We start from the raw sequence: 20,693 nt of genomic DNA on the forward strand, positions 1-20,693 counted from the left end.
TGTATACGAGCAAAACACAACAAACGCCCCTTCCAGCGCTTCGCAGTCCCCTTCCCCCGTACCGACGGTGAAGGCTTTGAGAGCGCGGTATTTATTATACACGCACCTCGAAGCGCGGTTTCTCCTCTGCGTCGTCCTGCTTCTCCTGTTTTTTCACCGGTGTTTTCTGTACGGGAGGAGGCGGGGGCGGTGTCTCCGTCGCCGTCACGTGCGGATGCACGGGGCGCGGGGGCTCTGCTGCAGGTTTCCTCGGCGGTGTTGGAGACGCCTTCGCGTCCTCCTTCGTCAGACGCGCAAGTGCCTCGCCCGCCGTCAGCCCCGTGAACTCGGGCAGGATCTCGCCGTGCGTATTACGTGCACGGCGTGTGCGCTCCGCCGCCGCGAGGAGATCGTCGTGCTCTCCCATCTGCGGTGCACGATCGACGTTATGCCCTGCCCCGCCCTGCTCGCGCGCAAGGATGCGCTCTCCGAGCGACGACTCCTCTACAAGGGGCGCCTGCTTCTTTTGAAAGAAGCGACGGAAGAATACGAGTCCGAGCACGACGGCGAGAACGATCATCCCCACCCAGTAGAGCCCGCTCGTTGCCGTGTAGGACTGCGGTACCTGCGGCGGCTTCTGCTCTGTATTCCCAAGCTGCTGCTTGAGGATCGCATTCTCCTGCGCCATATCGAGCCCATTTGCGACATCCGCGCCCGTCTGTCCCTCGACCTTTGTCCCGTGATCCACCTTCGACGCGGAGGTGCTTACGGAATCGCCCTTTGCCGCGTCCGTACGCGCGGCGGCATTCGGACGCTCTGCGGCGCTTTTATCCTTCGGCGTTTCGTGCGTCGTCTTGGAGAGTGCGCCGTTTCCCTGCGCGACGGAGTCACGTGCCTGCTGCTCCGCCTGCGCATCGCCCGTCGTGTGCGTCGTATTCGCCTGCGCGTCGCGCGCCGCATCCCCGAGCGTGATCTTCGGCGGCGCGGGAGGGGTGGGCGGTGTCGGCGGTGTAATCGGCATAACAGCACTCCTTTCTCATATCATTTGACAACATGGCTTGACTTTTGATAACGAATTAATTATCATAAATATGGAGGGATTCCCATGTATGAACTAATTTTCTACCATTCTCGAAACGGAATCTCAGAGATCGAAGCTCATCTTGATGAACTTGCCAAAGAAGTGCAGACGAACAAGACCAGCCGAATCAATCGCGAAAAAATACTCGCCTATATGAAAGCACTCTCCCTCTACGGAACAAGACTTGGAATGCCATTTGTCAAACACATTGGGGGTGATCTCTGGGAGCTTCGACCTCTGAGCAACCGCATCTTTTTCTTTTATTGGAAAGACAATCAATTCGTCCTCCTGCACCACTTTATAAAGAAATCCCAGAAAACACCCACAAAGGAACTCCAACAGGCAAAGTTGAAACTCAAGGACTTTTTAGAAAGGAGCGGAAATTCATGAGCGTAGAAATCAACGGCGAACAGTTCCGCACATTTTCGGACTATATGAATGACGAGGCGAAAGTCCCCCCCGCCGAAAAAAATCGTATCGAATTCGAGGCGGAACTCATCGGCAAACTCATCGAAGCACGCGAAGAAAAAGGTCTGTCACAGCGAGGTCTTGCAGAGCTCAGCGGCATGAAACAGCCGCAAATTGCACGTCTTGAGAGCATGAAGAGCATCCCCCAACTCGATACACTGTTCAAAGTCCTCACGCCTCTGGGATATACACTCTCCATCATCCCAATGGAATAACCGAGTATATCATAACAGAAAAACGTCCTTGACGAAATAGCAAAAGCGTCCCACGCAAGCGGGACGCTTTCTTCATGCGCAAAGAAATAAAGGAATCACTGATAAAATGAAGTCCGTCAGATTGGCGTAGTTTTTTTCGTCCGATTGAGGAGGCAAACCGGACGCATAGCCAAAGCTATGTGGAGGATTTGCAGGCATTGAGCGGGCAAAAAAGATGCGCTAAGATGGCGGTGCTGAATTTATCAGTGACTCCTAAACCTCACGCCTTATACGCCCGTACATTAAGGCGGTCGTGCTTCACATCCTCGTCGATGACGACGCGCGCAAAGCCTGCGCCCGTGAGCAGTGCCTCAAGTTCCTCACCCGTATAGACAGACAGTCCATCAACGAGTTTCTGCCACTTTTCATGTGCGCCCGTCTTGCCGCTTGTTTCGTTCGTAATCATGAATACGCCGCCCGCTTTCAGCACACGATGAATTTCGGTAAAGCAGCGCGCAATCTCCGGCCAGAAGTACACTGTCTCGAATGCCGTAACAACGTCGAAACGATCCCTTTCAAACGGCAGCTCCAGTACATTCCCCTGCACGATCGCACAGCACCCCGCCTCGATTGCCGCACGGTTTACCTCCCGCGCCTTTTCCACGGAGACAGTCGAGTAGTCGAGGCCCGTCACATGCCCCTCATCCACCATACGGAGGAATACGGCGATGTTCGCACCTCCGCCGCAGCCGCAGTCAAGCACCTGCTCGTCCCCTTGCATGTCGAGATGTGAAAAGCCCCACGCCGCAATGCCCGCATGACCACGATTCATCATGGCGATGACAAATTTACCCATCTTCCCTTGGGGGTTTCCCATATTGCTGAAAAATTTACGAAGCAGACCCATGCTGCTCCTCCTTTCTGATGAAGAAAAGGGCTGCTCGTCGAAACTTTCGCTTCGTACAGCAGCCCTGCTCGTGCCTCTTCCACCGCTTCGCGGTTCCCCTTCCCCGCAAGCGGGGCAGGCTGGGGGTATGTAGATTTTACAGCAGCGCCTTGCGCAGCTCCTCGCCGCTCTTTGCTGAGAGATAGGCAGGAGCAATGTCAAGCACGGTCTTGCAGCCCTTCGCGCCCTCGGACGCGAGACGGTGCGCAGCGCGCGCATAGGCAGCGAGGACACACGCCGTGAACTCGGGGTTTGAGTCGAGCTTCAGATTGAACTCGATCACATGCTTATGCTCGCCCCCCTTGCCCGTCGCGCCGGAGCGCACGACAAAGCCCGCATGGGGAAGTCCCGCATGATCGCGCTGCAGCTCCTCCTCGCTGATAAAGTGCACCGTCGTGTCGTAGTCCGAAAAATAGTTCGGCATCGTCACGATCGCCTTCTCCACCGCAGCCGCGTCCGCGCCCTCCTCGAGCACAACGTAGCATTCACGCGTATGCTTCTCGCGCGTCGAGAGCGTCGGATTCGCGCCGCTGCGCACCGCCTCGAGCGCAGCGGGAACGGGTACGGTATACTGCTTGGCATCCTTGACCCCCGGCACGCGGCGAATCGCATCCGAGTGCCCCTGACTGACACCGCGTCCCCAGAACGTATAGTCCGTGCCGCCCGTGAGCACTGCGTTGCCGTAGACGCGTGCGAGTGAAAACAGCCCCGGATCCCAGCCGACCGAGATCACGCCGACATGCCCCGCTGCCTTTGCTGCCGCATCCACCGCCGCGAAATGCGCGGGGATATTGGCGTGCGTATCGAAGCTGTCAACCACATTGAACAGCTTTGCAAACTCCGGCGTCTGCTTTGGTAGATCGGTCGCAGAACCGCCGCAGAGGATCAGAACGTCGACCTTGTCCTTCCACTCTGCCGCCTTATCCGCAGCAACTACGGGCACATTCGTGCGCGGCTTCACCGACGCGGGAGCGCGGCGCGTGAACACGGCGACGAGCTCCATATCCTCATTTGCCTCCACGGCGTACTCCACGCCGCGTCCAAGATTTCCATAGCCAAGAATACCAATACGAATCATAAAAACTCCTTCCGCCATCCCCTCGGACGGCGTAAAACCTTCGAGGAAACGGCTTTCCTCAGTAATGCGGGTGTGCCTTCACATAGTCGACGGGACGCGACCAGTCCACCTGGACATTCGTCTCGTTCCACAGGCGTGTGAGAGCCAGTTCGAAGCTCTCCCGATCCGCGAGCGGAGTGACGGTCTCCTTCGTGAAGTCCATCAGCGTCTTATGCGGCACCTCGACCTCATGATCGACGGCGAGAAAATCCTCCACCGCCGTGCGCCCTTTCTCATCCGCAAGGTTCACCGTCGCCGAATGCGAGGCTGCGTCATAATCAATCCAACCGAGAACGTCGCCATAGCTGATGGCGACACTGTACGTATCACTCACTCGTATCACCTCTTTTATATCCTGCCATTATGGGCGTTCCTTATTATAGAACGATTCTCCCACACACGCAACCGCTCGATAAAAATAATTCTGTATACAGAGGAGCACGGATACTTTCAGGTCTTCCCCTTGCCGAATACTGCCATATAGGATAAAACAAGCCCACGGGAGGATGCGCGAATAAAAACTAGGGCTGCCGACCGAAGGTGATCTTCGATCGGCAGCCTCGCTTTTCTATATTATGTGAAACGTCTCAGAACGCCCAGTTGACCTGAACGCTGCCCGCAATGCCATCGCGCTTGCCCTGCATGCCCATGAGGTTCACACCGTAGCTGACGCTACCGGATTTCGGTGCGAAGCGGTAGCCGAGCTCCAGAATGCCCGTGCCGCCTCCGATGGACGGACTCGGGGTCGCGTAGCCCTGATAGGTCGCCGTTGCCCCGCCGTCAAATTCGTACTCATATGCGAGTCCCGCATAGACCTCGCTGCGCGCACTGTCCGCGTGCGTATAGCGCGCACCAACGCGGAGACGGTGCGAATTCACGTCGCCAAAGTCGAGCTCCGCACCCGAGCGCAGCGTCGTCGTATTTCCGCCCTGATGGGAGTAGAAATACTTCGCGTAGCCCTCAATCTTGTCTCCGCCTGCGAGTTTCCACTCCTGTCCAAGCCCGATATGCCCCGCAAAATACGTGCTCGAATCATCGTAGCTCAGATCTGCGGCATCACCGCTGCCCGTATAGTCGCGCGAGAGACGACCCGCGCGCAGACTGCCCTCGATATAGCTGCCGCTCTCCTGCGTCAGTTTTGCCATCACGCCGCCGCCGATGTAACTCACTTTGCCGCTTCCGTGCGTGCCGTCGTCCAGATAGGAATCATACGAGCTGCGCCCGTACTCGACAAAGGGACCGTACATCAGCGTGGCATCGTTCACCTTGTTTTCTCTTGCGAATCCGACATTGAGGTTCCATCCCTTCGCGTCCACATAGGAGCCGGAGTTGATCCGCATATTGGAGCCGCCCTGCGCCGCCCACAGCTGATATTTGCCTGTGTCCGCCCCGACCTCGTCTGCGGGATCTGCGACGGAGGACTCCTCGTCGACCTCAAACGAGCTGTCCTCATTCACCACCGACTGTTCAGAAGCCGTCGGCAGTGTCTGCGCAGAGATCGTGCCCGCAGCATCCGCTGCAGCCGCCATCCCCATATTGGTCAGGAGATCAGCCCCCGCATTGATCGCTGCTGTCGCTGCCGCACGTGTCTCGACCGGAGATTTGCTCCGATCGTTTACTGTGACCGTTTCGACCGTCGCGATGAGTTCGTTCTCTCCGCGCTTTGCAAGGCTGAGCGTATAGTCGAGAATCCCGCCGTGCGATGCTGACATCGTCCGTGCATTGCCCGTATTCCGCAGCTGTGTAGCCGTTGTCAGCGTGCCGTTCGTCTTGAGCAGACTCACCGCATCGCCGGGACGGAGCGCACGCGCATCCGCCGCAACCGCCGCCACACCGAGGTTCAGCGTGCTGATATCCTTGACCACAGGTGCATTCGTGAGCGTCAGCATCGTCCGCGTCTCTGCAGAGGTTGTACCCACCGGCAGATAGAAATGCAGATTCTGCACATTGTCAATATCCTTCGCCTTCGCGCCGAACGAATGCACGGCAAGTGTGTTGTTCGTGCTTGCTCCGCTTGCCATACCGCCGTGGATCGTTCCGCCCACGGTAACGGGTGCAAGGAGGTTCACCGTATTGCCCGCCGCATCGCCCGCCGTCGCGTGACCGCCGTAGACATCGCCGCGCACCGTGCCGCCGAAGACATCGACCGTATTGCCCGATGCCGATTCGCCAAAGCCGCCCTTCAGTGTCTGTGCCTCACCGCCGCGCATAACGAGCTTGTTATTCTGTGCCTTGCCCCTGCGCGACGTGCCGCCGTACGCCGTATCCGTGATCGTGCCACCCGTGACGGTGAGGACATTGTCCTCTGCCGTCTTGCCGAGCTCCGAGCGTCCGCCCCACGCAAATTCATGTGCGCTGTCCGACGCCCCGTAGGTCGCCGCCGTGTTTCCTTTGAAGCGGTAGCCGTCCGCATAGACCGCCTTGCCGTTGCCCGCATGGGTGTCGGTATCAATGCCGATCTCGTACCCGTCCGGGGCAGACAGTTCCTTTGCCCCGTGATAGCCCGTGCCGAAGTCAATGCCCTTGTCGTTTGCCATCAGCGTGACACGCGTCGCCTCATAGCTCTTCACGCCGATGCTGTCCATCGTGACATCCGCCGTCAGCTTCTGCCAGTCAAGCCCCGTGGTCGCCGCACCGCCATTGACGGTGAGAAGCGTCCTACCGACCATATCCCGGTTCGCCGTCAGGCTGACCGTCTCAAAGTTTGCAAGCTGCCCCGCCGTGACCGGTCCTGTGACATGCAGCGCATTTCCTGCCGCCCCCTTGTTGCCGCCCGCGACCGTGCCGCCGACACTGCCGCCCGCGAGATTCACAATATTGCCCGTGGTCGCACCCGCGCCCGCCGTGTAGCCGCCGTAGACATCGCCCGTCACCGTGCCGCCCGTGAGCGTCACCGTATTGCCCGTGACATCGCCGCCGCCTGCATTCGTGACTGCACCGCCGTAGACATTTGTAAGCGAGCCTTCGCCCGTGCCGTTCACAAGCACCTTGTTGTCCTTCGCGCCGCCGTGCGCACCGACGGTTTTGCCGCCGTACGCACTGACAGACGCACCTGGGGCGACCCCCGTAACGGTGAGTGTATTGTTTTCCGTCGTATTGCCGAGAGCGGAGTAACCGCCGAGCGCCTCGCCCGCCGATGCCGCCGTGTATTCGACGGCACCGTCCTTGAAGCGGTTTGCGTCCAGCATGACCTTGTCCGCCGTATTCGTCCCCGTATCGGTATGAATACCGTACTCCACACCGTCCTGTACACGGAGGAGACGCGCGGGCGTATTCCCCGTAAAATGCATGCCCGCGGCACTGAGCAGCGTAATGTGGTTCGCGCCCTGCTTGTTCGCGCCCCACGCATGAAGCGTATTCTCATCCACGTCGATGCGCGCAAAGTCTGTCGGGGCAGTAAAGCCGCCCGCCTGTGCGAGGTTCAGCATCGTGTCACCGGATCGGATCGCATCGTTCAGGTGGAACTTGTAGACATCGAAATTGCCCACCGCCCCCACGGTCATATCCTTCCCCTTGACGTTCAGCGTGTTGCCTGTGACATCATCCGCCTTGCTGCCGCCGTAAATGGAGGTGTTCGAGAAATCTGCGCCCGCCGCAAACCCTGTGCCGTCGCCGAGGTTCACCGTGTTGCCCGTGGTCTTGCCCGCGCCGTTTGTATAGCCGCCGTAGATCGTCTGCGCCGAACCGCCCGTGATGTTGACCGTGTTGCCCGTCGCACCCGCCGCATTTGCCGCATTTCCGACATGACCGCCGTATACCTCTCCGAGCGTACCTGCACCTGTACCGACGAGATTCACTGTGTTGTTGACCGCGCCGCCCGCAGTCCCCTCCGAGCGCCCGCCCGAGAGATACTGGACGGTATCGCCCGCAGCGATGCCCGTGAGCGTCATCGTGTTGTTCTCCGCCGTATTCCCGCCATAGGAAACACCGGCATAGGTCTTCGTGCCGCTCGTGCCGTCATAGGTGACATTGCCATTCTTGTAGCGGTTCACATCGATGAGGACGGTTGTCGCACGCACGGTTGTCCCCGTGTCGGTGGTATCCGTGCGCTGGACGACCTCGTAGTCGCCGCTCGTCACGCCCGCCTCACGCGCAATCGGCGCATAGTTCCGGAACGTCAGCCCGTTTGCCGTATCGCTCTTCATGAGGGTGATCGCGCCGAGCGTCTTGTCGGCGGAGAGGCGCGAGGTGTCGATCGTGACCTTCGACCAGTCGGCCTCCTGCCCGTCAAACCCGTTCGCGAGTGTCAGCATCGTGCCCGTGCTTCGCGTAAAGCTGTCGTCAATCCTGCCGCTCGACGGCTTGTCCGCCGCAATGTGATCCGTCAGATGGAATGTGTAGTTCTCGAAGTTCTGCGCCTTCTGTACCTTTGCATCCTTCACCATGACGTTCAGCGTGTTGCCCGTCACGTCGGACTGATTGCCGCCGTAAAGCGCGGCGTTGTCGAGGTTCGTGCCCGCCGCGAGCGTCGCCGCAGAGCCGTCGCCGAGGTTCACATGGTTGCCCGTTGTCTTGCCCGAGCCGTTCGTATAGCCGCCGTAGACCGCATCCGTCACCGTGCCGCCCGTGAGCGTCACCGTATTGCCCGTCACATCGCCGGTGTTTGCCGCGTTCGTAATCGCGCCGCCGTAGACATTCGTGACCGCGCCTGTGCCCGTTCCCACGAGTGTCACCGCGTTCCCCACGGAGTCGCCTGCAGTTCCTGCGGTCTGCGCACCATACGCTGCGGCAAGCGCCCCTGTCACGCCCTCGATCGTCAGCTTGTTGCCCTCAGTCTTGTTGCCGAATGCGGAGTAACCGCCGAACGCATCGCCTGCCGATGCCGCTGTATAGGTGACGCGACCGTCCTTGAAGCGGTTGACCTCGTAGAGCACCTCGGTCGCCGTATTCGTGCCCGTGTCCGTGCGCAGCCCCGTCTCATAGACACCACCGTGCGTATCGTAGCGTGCGGCGTAGTCGCTGAACTTCAGCGCATTGTTCGCGCCGCGCATCAGTGTATAGGTATTCTTCCCCTGCACCGTCGCCGCATCCACCGCCGTTGTGATCCGTGACGGGTCAGCCGTGACGTTTGCCCATGCCACCTTGACATCGGAGTTATCGGCGGAAACCTTGCCGAATCCGTCCGCATCCGCGATGGTCAGCAGCGGCGCGGTCTTTGTCGTATCATCGTGCAGGAGGAAATTGAACTTCTGCACATTGCGCACCTTTGCGACCTCTGCGCTGTTCTTCGCCTTGATGTTCAGCGTATTGTCCGCAAGCTTTGCGTCATCATTCGCGAGGACGTTACCATTATAGCTTGTCCCCCAGAGTTGCGCACCCGAAAGGTTCGCCGCATACGTGCCCGTATCGTCGCCAAGGTTGATGACATTCTTGTTGGACGTGCTTGTCAGTACGCGCGCATCACCGCCGATCACATAGCCCGTGACCGTGCCGCCCGTGATGGTGACACTGTTGTCCGACATACTGCCCGTCGCCGTGCTTGTACCGCCGCCGCCGACAACGGCATTCTGCACCGTGCCGCCCTCGATTCGGACATGATTGTCCGTCGCATTTGCGGCATGCGTGACATATCCGCCATAGACTGCGCCAAATGTACCGTCCTTGATCGTGACGGTATTGTCCTTCGCCTTTGCCGTTGCCTCCTGCGAGGAAGTGGACCCGCCAATAACGTTGGAGATTGCCCCCGTGCCCGTCTGCTCGACCGTTACACTGTTCCCTGTGGCATCGCCCCTTGCACCTGCCGTCTTACCACCGTAAGCCGAGGTCAGATTCCCCTGCACGCCCGTCACCGTCAGATGGTTGTTCGTGGTGGTATTGCCCGCATAGGAAATACCGCCGTAGATTTCGGTTGTGCCGTCCGGCAGCGTTGTCGCCGGGGTCGATCCGTCATACGTCGCATTGGTATTGTTTTGGAAGCGGTTGTAGTCGAGGATGACCTTTGTCGCCGTATCCGTGTTCGTGTCCGTGCGCAGTGCTGTCTCGTAGTCACCGTTTGTCGCAGCGGTTGTCTTATTACGTCCTGCATAATTCGAGAACTTCAGCCCGTTTGTCGTACCCGTGAGGAGGGTCGCGTTGCCGATGACCGTATTGCCCGAGAGCCCCGTCGTATCGACATCGAGCTTCGTCCAATCGAACGGATTGCCGCCGTTGAATCCATTATTCTCGGTCAGCATCAGCATCGAGCCGCCGTTCTGCGCGATATCGTCATTCAGATGGAACTTGTAGTTCGCAAATTTGTCGGCAGACTTTGTCGTAATGTTCTTCGCACGGACATTGAGCGTCGCCCCCGTACCGGCATCATTGTCGCCGTGGAGTGCCGCATTCGTGAGGTCCGCCGTGTAGGTGCCGTTCTCCGCACCGAGGTTCACGGTGTTGCCCGAGGCGCTACTGCCGGGACCTGCCGCCCTGCCGCCGTAGATATCCCCGCCGACGGTGCCGCCCGAGATCGTGACGGTATTCGCTGTCACATTGTAGCCGACACCGCCCGCAATCTCGGTATTCACCGTGCCACCCGAAACCGTGACATAGTTCTTCGTCGCGATGCCTGTACCGTCCGTGACCGCACCGTAGGCATGCGCCACCGTGCCGCCCGAGATCGTGACACTGTTCTCCTCGACAAGCCCCTGCCCCTCGGAATTTGCGCCGCGCAGCGTGTCCGCCGTACTGCCTGCGCCGCTGAATGTGACCGTATTGTTCTTGAGTGCGCCCGCACCTTTGCCCGCGCCACCCTCAACAGCGACGGCGGTTCCGCCGGTAAAGACGACCTTGTTGCCCGTGATATCGGCGGCGTTCGCGGTATTGTCCACATAAGCGCCCGCGACGTAGTCCGTCGCTGTGCCGCCCGAGAAATTGACGGTGTTGTCCTTGACCGCACCCGTGCCAAAGGTGTGACCGCCATAGAGCTTGTTAACCGTCCCCTTCTTCATATTGGCGATGTTGCCCGAGACCTCGCCCGCATTGTTTGCATTCTCCGCCTCGCCCGCATACACCTCGTCGATCGTATCGCCGGCATTCGCAAGGTCGATGTTCAGCGTATTGTTTTTGACATCGCCCGTCACCCCCTTATTAATGCCGCCGAAGGCGTACTGCGGATCGTCCGTGCCGCGAAGTCCCGTGACCGTCAGCGTGTTGCCCGTCGTCGTATGACCATAGCGCGAAAGTCCGCCATAGAGCTCCTTGCCGTATGCACCCGCATACGTCTCTGTCGTGCCGTCATACGCGACCTCGCTGCCCTTGAACCGGCTGACCTCGAACAATACGGCATTCGTTTCGTCTGTATCCGTATCCGTCACGAGACCGAACTCATGCGTCTCAGTCGCTGTGCCGTTCTCCGTCGCCCCATAGTTCTGGAATTTCAGCGTATCGGCGGCGTTGCTGCGCTTCAGGAGGGTAATGCGCTGGATGCCGTGCAGACTCGAGACATCCGAAAGAGCCGTTCGATCAACGGTGAGCTTGCTCCAGTCAACGCCCGTGCCCGCGAAATCGCCCGCATTGGTGACGGTCAGCATTGTATCGCCGAACGCAGTTGCGCTGTTCAGTTTGAATTTGTAGTTCTCGAAATTGTTGACGGACTTCGCCGCAGCATTCTTGGCGTTGACGCTGAGCGTATTGCCCGTCACATAATCGCCTGTCCCCGTCCCGTTTCCGCTGTATTTTCCGCCATAGATATCGGCATTTGTAAGCGTTGTACCCGAGATATCTGTATGCGTGTCATCGCCAAGGTTGACGGTGTTGCCCGTCGCCGTGCCATTCAGCTTCCACGACACGCCGCCGTAGATATTGCCGCTGAACGTGCCGCCCGCGATCGTGACGGTATTGTTGTTTGCAGCAAAGTTCTGCGCGGTATAGGCAGAACCGTTATCGCCGCCCGCACCGCCATAGACATGGTCTTGGAATGTGCCGCCCGTAATCGTGACCTTGTTGCCCGTCACCGTTCCGGACTTATCTGAATAGCCGCCGTACACGCGCTTTTGGAACGTACCGTCCGAGATATTGACGATATTCCCCGTCACCGTGCCGGTGGTATCCGCATAGCCGCCGTACACGGCTTTCTCGAGTGTACTGCTGCCCGATACCGTGATCGTATTGCCTGTTACAGTGCCGCTTGCACTGCTGTAGCCACCGTTGACAGACTGCTTGATCGTACTGCCCGAGATCGTGACCTCGTTGCCCGAGGCAGTCCCGTCGCCCGTCATATGTCCGCCGTTGACGATGCCCTCGACGGTACTGCTGTCCGTGATGGCGACAGTATTCCCCGTCACCTTTCCGTTTGCCCCCGAAGACTGTCCGCCTGAGATATTTTTCTTGACCGTACCGCCCGTTACCGTGACCTTGTTTCCGGTCACAGTTGAATTGGCTCCTCCGACCGCACCGGTGGCATAGCCCTTTACCAAGCCGCCCTCGACGCGGACTTCGTTGCCCTCAGCCGTGCCACTGCCGTCCAGCTTGCCGCCGTAGACCGACCAATCGGCATGTCCCTTGACGGTGAAGATATTGCGGTTCACAGCCCCCTTTGCCCAACCAGCGTACGAGTTGTCATCGACCCAGCCACCCGTCTCTACGGTGACGGTATTGTCCTCTGCCTTGCCGTTTGCCGCCGTCGCATAACCGCCGTACGCCGCCTTTACCTTGCCCGTCGCCGTAATCGTGACATGGTTGTTCGTCGCATTGCCGTCTCCCGCCGTGTAGCCACCGTAGACGGTCAGATTCGTATTGTTCGTATTCGTAATCTTGATCTTGTTGTTCGTCGTCGTATTACCGAGACTCGAATAACCGCCATAGACAGCTGTGCCTGTGACGTTATCTGCCGTTGCGTCAGCGTTCTTAAAGCGGTCGATGTCGGCACGCACATAGTTCACCATATTATATCCGAAGAACGACATCGGAGGCGTTGCCACATCTGTATACATGTGGTACTCGAAGTCGCCGCTCGTTGCCTTGCGGTCGAGCGCCGCGGTGTTGAATATCTTCAGATCGGCACCGCTTCCCGTACGCAGCAGTTCCATTGTACCGAGACGGCCATACTTCGTCGTATCGGCATTCCAGCCCTCGGCGTTCAGCGTGATCTTGCTCCACTGTACATCGGGCGTCGCGCCGAAACCGCCGCTGTCTGTCACCTTGAGCATGGTCGAGCCGGCGGTGACACCCGTTGTGAGGTTGAAGTTATATTTCTCGAAGTTCCGTGCCGTCCTGACGACGATGCCCGAGGTGTTGACATTGAGCGTGTTGCCCGTCACATTGTTGGTATTCCGCCCACCATAAATCCTCGCCCCGGTCAAATTTGCTCCATAACTACTTCCTCCGGCTCCAATATTGACAATATTGCCAGAGGTGTTCGTACTCGTAGTGCTTGAGTAACCACCATAGATATCGCTGCTAAACGTACCTCCCGTAATTGTGATAGTGTTCCCAGTAGCAGCGGTAGCATTTGCCCCGTAGCCACCGGCAACCGTGCCCGAAATCGTACCGCCATTGAGGAACACCTTGTTTCCTATCGCACCTGCGCCCGCAGATGCGGCACCGCCAATAACATTTCCAGCAGAACCGTCGTTGATGGTCAGTTCATTTCCCGTTGCTGTGCCCCCACCGGTGGAGAGCGCACCATAAATATTCCCCACTGTACCGCCGTTGAGGAACACTTTATTGTTTGTTACCGCACCGTTTGAGGTAAAACCGCCAAGAACGCCAAGACTGCCCGTAACATGAGCGCTGTTGATGGTAACGGTATTCCCCGTTGGATTCGCGGATGTACCGCCTACGACATTGGCACTGATAACGGGGTGATTGCCGCCGCCCGTTGCTCCAATTGTCACCGTATTACCATCTGTCGATCCTCCAATAACGTCACTGGTACGATTATCCGATACACCGACCGTCACATCCGCCGCGTACACCATCGATGCGTCCAAAAAAGTGCAGCTGCCCGCAGATACCCCCAATGCAACATACAGTGCCAGCCGTCGCTGTGCCTTCAATCCGTTGAACATGTGCTCCTCCTCTAATGCTTATACAAGGGATTTTGATTCCATCACAGGAATACTCTTGCATATCCCAACCATAGATTGAGATTCATTACACATTTCCTTATACTACATGAGGACTATTGTCATTGTCAACGACGTTTCTAATGATTTCCTTCTTTTTTTGTGAAAAATTTATCGAAAGATGAATGTGATAAATACAAATTTCCTTTATATAGGAAACAGCCTCCTGATTTGTGCGCACTGCAACAAAATCACGTGCAAAGTGCCATGATTTACATTTTTCTGGACAGGTATGTGTATTGTGTTTATAATGTGCGTAGGAGATGGTGCGCGGCGATTGACATGGGTGAGGATGCGGTATCAATACAAAGGAGAATTTACATGGACTACACAAGCAAGATCGCCGTCGGCATGACGCATGAGGCAGTGGACACGGTAACGGACGCAAATACGGCGGTGACGGTCGGCAGCGGTTCGCTCGCGGTGTACGCAACACCTGCGATGGCTGCGCTGATGGAGCGCGCGGCGGCAGAGCTCTGTCAAATGAACTGCCCCGAGGGCTGGACGACGGTCGGCACGGAGCTGCATATCAAACACCGTGCAGCGACGCCGACGGGGCTGACGGTACGTGCCATCGCCGAGGTGACGACGGTGGACGGGCGCGCAATCTCACTTAAGGTAACGGCGTACGACGAGCGCGAGGAGATCGGCAGCGGCACGCACACGCGCTTCGCCGTCTCCGTGGAGAAATTCATGGCAAAGACAGAGGGGAAGCGCTGATATAACGCAATAAAATGGACGGCGGTACGAAGTTCACACTTCGTACCGCCGTCCGTTTTATTGTTCCCATTCCACCGCTTACGCCGTCCCCCTTCCCCGTCAAACGGGGAAGGCTAGGGGCTGTTAGAATGCCCAAGCGATGTTGAATCCGCCCGTGAATCCCTTGCGCTTGCCCTTGAAGCCCGTGAGGTTCAGCCCGTAGCTGACGGTGCTGTCCACGGGAGCGAAACGGTAGCCGAGTTCGAAGAGTGTCGTACCTCCCTTGAGGCTCGTACTCGGCAGGTCAAAGCCCTGATAGGATGCCGTGCCCTTGCCGTCGAATTCGTACTCCCACGCAAGTCCTGCGTAAAATTCGCCGTCCATGTCGTTCTTCATGGTGTAACGCGTGCCGAAGCGAATACGGCTCGAGCTGGATGCACCGAAGTCATACGTTTCGCCGCTCGATAGCTTCGCACTCGTACCCGCCTGATGTGCATAGAAGTACTTCGCATAGGTCTCGAACTTGTTGCCGCTGTCGAACTCCGTCTTGTGCCCGATGCCGAGATGCCCCGCAAAATACGTGCTTGAGCCATCGTAGCTCGTTGCGCGTGTGCCGACTGTGCCGCTGTAGTCGCTCTTTGCCCTGCCGACGCGCAGGCTGCCCTCGAAGTACGTACCGCTGTCGCTGACCGACTTTGCCATAACACCGAAGCCGATGTAGCTTGTCTTGCCGTCGCCGTGCGTGCCGTCGTCCAGATAGGAGTCATAGGAGCCGCGCCCATACTCGATAAAGGGGCCGAAGGTGAGTGAGCTGCTAAGCATCTCGTTGCGACGCGCAAAACCGACATTGAGGTTCCAGCCCTTCGTATCGACATAGGAGCCGGTCTTGAGACGCATATTGCCGAAGCTCTGCGCCGCGAACAGCTGATAGCTGCCGAGGTTCGAGAGCGGTGCCGCCGTGGCACCGGAGTTCTTCTCGCCGCTCGCAAGCGGTGCATCCACAATGTCCGCAATCTGTGTTGCCGCTGTCTCGGCTGCGGGGATACCGACGTCGGTGAGGAGGTCGGAGCCGCTTGTGAGGAAGGCGATCGCCGCCGACTGCGTCTCGACGAGCGATTTCGATTGGTCGTTCACCGTAACGCCCTTGATGCGAGCGATCAGCTCGTTGCGGTTGACCGTAGAGTTGCTCGCTGTGTTGCGCGTCTCGAGTCCGTAGTTGTAGTTCAGCGTGACTCCCTGCGTCGTCTTATATGTCTGGTTTGCGTACGCGCTGTCGATATCGAGATTGTTCCCATTCGGCAGCGTGACGAGCTTCACGACATCGCCGTTATGGATGGGCGTATGGTCGCCGCTCAGTTCCACCGTAATGGTCGTGCCGCGCAGATCCTTGTTCTTCGCCTGTGTCGTGGTCAACATGGAGCGCGTGGGATCGGCTTTCTCTGAGAGGTAGAAATTGAGCTTTTCGACCGGCTCGAAGTAGCCGACCTTCGTGCCCATATCATAGATGTTCAGTGTGTTGCCGTTGCCGACCACCGCCGAGGTCCTGCCATCTGCGAGTCTGCCACCGTAGACCGTGCCCGAGATCTGCGTTCCGCGCAGTGTGACCGTGTTGTCCTTTGCATCAGTGCCCTGCCCGCCGACGACATCGCCCGTGATGCTGACCGCGTGGAGGTCGATCTCGTTCTTTTCCGCATCACCGCTCACCGAAGCACCGCCATAGATCGCACCCGAGATGGCGCTGCTCACAACGGGTGTGAGCGATACCGAGCCGCCCGTCACGAGCACCTTGTTCGACTCCGCCTTGTCCGAGCCCGCCGTATAGCCGCCGTAGACGTTATCCGCCGAAAGCGCGCCGTGCGTGAGCGTGACGGAGTTCCCCGTGACCTTTGCCGCCGACGCCGTATTCGCGGCGTAGCCGCCATAGACATTGCGGATGGTGAGTGCATTTGCACTGCTCAGTGTGAGTGCGTTGTTCGTCAAGTCACCCGCTGCGCCCGTCGTATAGCCTGCCGCCGCAAAGTGCGAGAGACCGTTCGCGCCGAGTCCCGTGATGCGGAGCGTGTTGTCATGCACGTCGTTGCCCAGCTCCGAGATTCCCGTATAGAGCTCTTGGTCGGCATCTGCGCTCTGGCGGAACACCTCCTCCGCCGTGAGCGTGGCGTTCGTCGCGCCGTAGAGCTGATGACCGCTGTACAGCCGGTTGAATGTCAAGAGGACGTTCGCCCCCTGCCCTATCTTGGTATTCGTTTGGATGAGAGCTTCGTAGGGGTCGTTCGGATTGCTGAGCGGCACCGGCGTCGCGGCGTAGTTCAAGAAATTCATCGCGCCCGTACTCTCGATGAGCTTCACCGAGCGCGAGCCCATCCACGATTTATCAATGGCGAATTTCGACACATCTGCCTTGATATTGCCGAAGTTGACTGTACCGCCAAGACCGCCCGTCTGCTCGATCTTGAGCATCGTGCCGTCCATGAGACTGTTGTTGTGGAGAATGAAGTTAAACGTGTCGAAGTTGTGTACCTTCTGCACAGAAACGTTGCCCGCCTGTACGACGAGGGTGTTGCCCGTACCCGTGGCGGCATTGCTGCCGTAAATCTCGCCCGCGATGGTCGCGCTGTACGTGCCGTCGTCCTTGCCGAGGATCAGCGTATTGCTCGTCGCATTTCCTGCGGTCGCAGCATAGCCCGCATAGATATCGCCCGTAACCGTGCCGTCCGTGACCTGCACGGTGTTCTTCGTAACGCTGCCCGTCCCCGCCGAGTAGCCGCCGTAGAGCGTACCCGCTCTGCCGCCCGCCATGCGCAGGACGTTGTTCGCCACAGTGTCCGCGTTCGTACTGCGGTCGATGTAGCCGCCGTATGCGCGCGTGACCTCATAGGCATCGTTCGTGCCCGTGGACTGGATATCGAGGATATTTCCCTTCGTGCCGCCGGAACCGCCCGACGCGCCCATCGTCTTTGCTCCGTATGCCGTGATGCTGCGGCTGAGCGGAGCGTTGATGGTGAGATGGTTGTTCTCCGTCGTATGCCCGCCGCGCGAGAGACCCGCGAACCAGTCCGTCGATGTGCTCGTCGCATCGTATGCCATGACACCGTTCTGATAGCGGTTGTACTCCATGAGCACCTTCTGACCCTGATAGGTGTCCGTATCCGTACGCAGGGCATACTCATAGTCGCCGTTCGAGGCGGTTGGTGCGGACGTACCGCGCGGATTGTAGTTGTCAAACTCGAGCGCGTTTGCGTGCGACCCGTCGATGAGGGTGATCTCGCCCGCTATCTGCTTTGCGGACATATTCGTCAGGTCGACATCGACGTTGGAGAAATTGACACGGCGCGTGCCCGAATAGAGGTTATCAAATCCGTTGTGGTCGGTGAGCTTCAGCATCGTGTCGCCCGCCTGCGTGTCCTTCGTAATCCAGAACTTATAGTTCTCGAAGTTATGGACGCCGCGCACCTCGACGGTCTTGTTCGCCTTGACGTTCAGCGTGTTGCCCGTCGCCGAGGACGCGCCGCCGTAGATGGTCGCCTTCGTGAGATCCGCCGTATAGCTGCCGTCATCCGCGCCGAGGTTGACCGTGTTCCCCGTCTCAACGGTCTTATTTGTTCCATAGGCATAGCCGCCGTAGATATTGCCGCGCACCGTACCGTCGGGACGATTGCCGCCGATTGTGCCGCCCGTGATGGTGACGGTATTGCCGCCCGAGGCGGTCGCCGTCGTGGAGCTGGAGGAGGGAAGGTCGGCATGGGTCACGCCGCCATAGATATGACCGCGAATCTCGCCGCCCGTAACGGTGACCTTGCTGCCCGTGACCGCACCCGCATCGACCGCCGTGTCGGTATTGCGTCCGCCGATGATGTTATCGGCGATTTTCCCCTCGGAGATGGTAACAATGTTCCCCGTCACCGCTCCCTTGCCGTCGCCCGACGCGCCGTAGACATCACCGGAGAGCGTGCCGCCTGTGATATTGACCTTGTTCGCATCAAGTCTCGCATTGCCGTTCGCCGTCGCGCCGTAGAGCGTGCCGCCGACCTTCGCCGTGTCAGAGATGGTGACGGTGTTATTCGTCGCCGTGCCGATGCCCGTATTACCGCCCTGTCCCGCCATGTGGACGCCGTGGACATCCTTCACCGCACCGCCGCTGATGGTAACGGTATTGTTTTGCACCGTCGGTGTGACCGTCGTGGTGGAGGAGCTGCCCGCGCCGAACAGCTCACCGAAAACGCCGTAGACGATGCCCTGCACATCGCCCTCGGTGATGGTGACGCTGTTCTTCTCTGCCGTGCGCTGAACCGTGTTGTCGCCCACGATATACGCCCCGAACACGTTCCCGCCGACGACGGAGTGAACGGTGTTCGTAACGGCATCACCTTGGATGGTGACACTGTTCTCGCTGACCGTCGTCGTGCCCGATGCACCCGTAACGCTGCCGCCGACGGTCGCGTTGTCCACGGTGACGGTATTTTTCTGAACGACGCCCGTTCCCGCCGAGTGCGCGCCGATGATCTCTCCCGTGACGGCGGTCGCCGCCGTATTGCCCGATGCACGCGAAACGCTGACATGGTTATCCTCAACCTTTCCCGTTCCCGTCGCATACGCACCGTAAAGGTTCGCCGCCATGCCGCCCGTCATCGTGAGCTTGTTCCGCACGGCATCCGCGCCCGTGGATGTATAGCCGCCGTACGCGGTCATCGTGCCCGCCGCGTTCGTGATGGTCAGGTTGTTGTCCTGTACGACCTTGTTCTCCCAAATGGAGTAGCCGCCATAGATGGTATTGCTCGTTGTCGCCGCGCTGTTATATGTTGCATTGGCGTTCATATAGCGATGGAGTGCCGCGCGGACGTAGTTGCGCGTTGTCAGACCACTTGTCTGTGGGTTCACCGTAATCTGGTATTCGTAGTCGCCGTCCCAGCCTGTGCGCGATGTCCCCGCAATGCTCAGATTCGATGCATTGTTTGTGGTATTGCCGTCCGCCATGAGCGTGACTGTACCGACATCGCCGTAGTACGCCGTGCGCGCAGCACCGCTCCACCCCGTCGCATCAACCTTGATATCGCCGATGTTCACCGTGCGTCCAAGCGCATTGCTGCCGTTGGTCAGCGTGAGCATGGTGTTGCCCGCCGCGATGCCCGTATTCAGATGGAACTCGTAGGTCGCAAAGTTCTGCGCCGCGTCCGCCGTAATCCCCTTCGCCTGCACAACGAGGCGGTTGTTCGTATAATCGCTGTCGTTGCCGCCGTAGATGGACGGACCGCTCCGCGTGCCGTTGCTGTAGTTCCCGCTCGCATCGCCGAGGGTGACGGTATTGCCCGTGGTCTTCGCGCCGCTGTTCTCCGCGTAGCCGCCATAGACTGCGCCCGTGACCGTGCCGCCCGTAAGCGTGACCTTGTTGTTGATGGCATCGGTATGTCCCATGCCGCCCGCGATGGCAAAGGCATTCGTCCTCGCATCGACCGCGCCGCCCGTGAGCGTCACCTCACCGCTCGATGCGCCGCCCGCAATGGAGCGCGCGCCGATAAGGCTGCCCATGACCGAGCCGCCGGTCATCGTCAGCGTATTCGGATTCGTCTGCGCCGTCCCCGACGTATAGACCTGATTCAGCCCGATGCCGCCGTAGGCATTGCCTGTAAGGTTAATGTTGTTGATGATAAGGGTATTGCCCGTCACTGCGTTCGTGGTCGAGGTCGTACCACCCGCTGAAACATCACCGTTCACAATGGGAGCAATGCCTCCCGTGTTCGCAGTAATGGTAAGCTTGTTGCCCGTCACAGAACCATTCATCAGATCCGTTCCGACAATATTGCCATAGGGACGCGTCGTCGACCCGTCCGCATTGTTTATATTGTCACCAGTATGAACCGTACGCTCTGCCGCATACGCCACAGGCGCACCCGCGAACGCACCGCCGACGGCAAGCGCCACGAATGCGGCGAGCTGCCGCTTTGCTTTCATTCCTTTGAGCATTGTCTTCTCCCCTTCATTATACGGTGGAAAGAACTCATCCTTGCAGCGCTGTGCACTGCGTTCACCAACTATTAAATTTTCTCATTTATCTATTATATTACGCTCGCCTGCAAACGTCAATCGTAAGTTTTGGGGCAGCCGTTCAAGGCGCCCCTTCCACCATGCTGCGCATGGTCCCCCTTCCCCGCTGTAGCGGGGCAGGCTT

The 20,693-nt window shown here is 58.7% G+C and carries 9 protein-coding genes; 3 read left to right on the top strand and 6 right to left on the bottom strand.

Annotation, left to right across the window (positions count from 1 at the left end; all coding sequences use genetic code 11):
• Positions 1–94: 94 nt before the first annotated feature.
• The gene (locus tag HMPREF9081_RS11925; protein WP_006307659.1) at positions 95–1,000 is read right to left on the bottom strand and encodes a hypothetical protein; all 906 of its coding nucleotides are present in this window, start codon (positions 998–1,000) and stop codon (positions 95–97) included.
• 84 nt (positions 1,001–1,084) lie between these two features.
• Between HMPREF9081_RS11925 and HMPREF9081_RS11930 the strand changes: the two genes are divergently transcribed.
• Positions 1,085–1,450, top strand: a complete 366-nt coding sequence (locus HMPREF9081_RS11930; protein ID WP_006307660.1) for a type II toxin-antitoxin system RelE/ParE family toxin — start codon at positions 1,085–1,087, stop codon at positions 1,448–1,450.
• Positions 1,447–1,743, top strand: coding sequence for a helix-turn-helix domain-containing protein (locus HMPREF9081_RS11935; RefSeq protein WP_006307661.1), 297 nt, complete (start codon positions 1,447–1,449; stop codon positions 1,741–1,743). Before HMPREF9081_RS11930 ends, HMPREF9081_RS11935 begins: the two co-directional genes overlap by 4 nt.
• 259 nt (positions 1,744–2,002) lie before the next feature.
• Here HMPREF9081_RS11935 and HMPREF9081_RS11940 read toward each other — a convergent pair whose 3' ends face one another.
• From HMPREF9081_RS11940 to HMPREF9081_RS11955, 4 genes are all read right to left on the bottom strand, one after another.
• Positions 2,003–2,629 (bottom strand): class I SAM-dependent methyltransferase, encoded by a 627-nt coding sequence (locus tag HMPREF9081_RS11940; RefSeq protein ID WP_006307662.1) that lies wholly within the window; start codon positions 2,627–2,629, stop codon positions 2,003–2,005.
• Between the two features lie 136 nt (positions 2,630–2,765).
• Entirely contained in the window at positions 2,766–3,746 is a 981-nt protein-coding gene (locus HMPREF9081_RS11945; RefSeq protein WP_040395213.1) for a diaminopimelate dehydrogenase, read from the bottom strand.
• Between the two features lie 58 nt (positions 3,747–3,804).
• The gene (locus tag HMPREF9081_RS11950) at positions 3,805–4,119 is read right to left on the bottom strand and encodes a hypothetical protein (protein ID WP_006307664.1); all 315 of its coding nucleotides are present in this window, start codon (positions 4,117–4,119) and stop codon (positions 3,805–3,807) included.
• A 253-nt stretch (positions 4,120–4,372) separates the two neighbouring features.
• Entirely contained in the window at positions 4,373–13,771 is a 9,399-nt protein-coding gene (locus HMPREF9081_RS11955; RefSeq protein ID WP_006307665.1) for a hypothetical protein, read from the bottom strand.
• A 378-nt stretch (positions 13,772–14,149) separates the two neighbouring features.
• On the opposite strand from HMPREF9081_RS11955, the gene HMPREF9081_RS11960 reads away from it, so the two are divergent.
• Positions 14,150–14,548 (top strand): thioesterase family protein, encoded by a 399-nt coding sequence (locus HMPREF9081_RS11960; protein WP_040395215.1) that lies wholly within the window; start codon positions 14,150–14,152, stop codon positions 14,546–14,548.
• Positions 14,549–14,671: 123 nt separating this feature from the next.
• On the opposite strand, the gene HMPREF9081_RS11965 is transcribed toward HMPREF9081_RS11960, so the two are convergent.
• Entirely contained in the window at positions 14,672–20,488 is a 5,817-nt protein-coding gene (locus HMPREF9081_RS11965; protein ID WP_006307668.1) for an autotransporter outer membrane beta-barrel domain-containing protein, read from the bottom strand.
• Positions 20,489–20,693: the final 205 nt, after the last annotated feature.

Origin of the sequence: Centipeda periodontii DSM 2778 (genome assembly GCF_000213975.1) — a bacterium.
Lineage (GTDB): Bacteria > Bacillota > Negativicutes > Selenomonadales > Selenomonadaceae > Centipeda > Centipeda periodontii.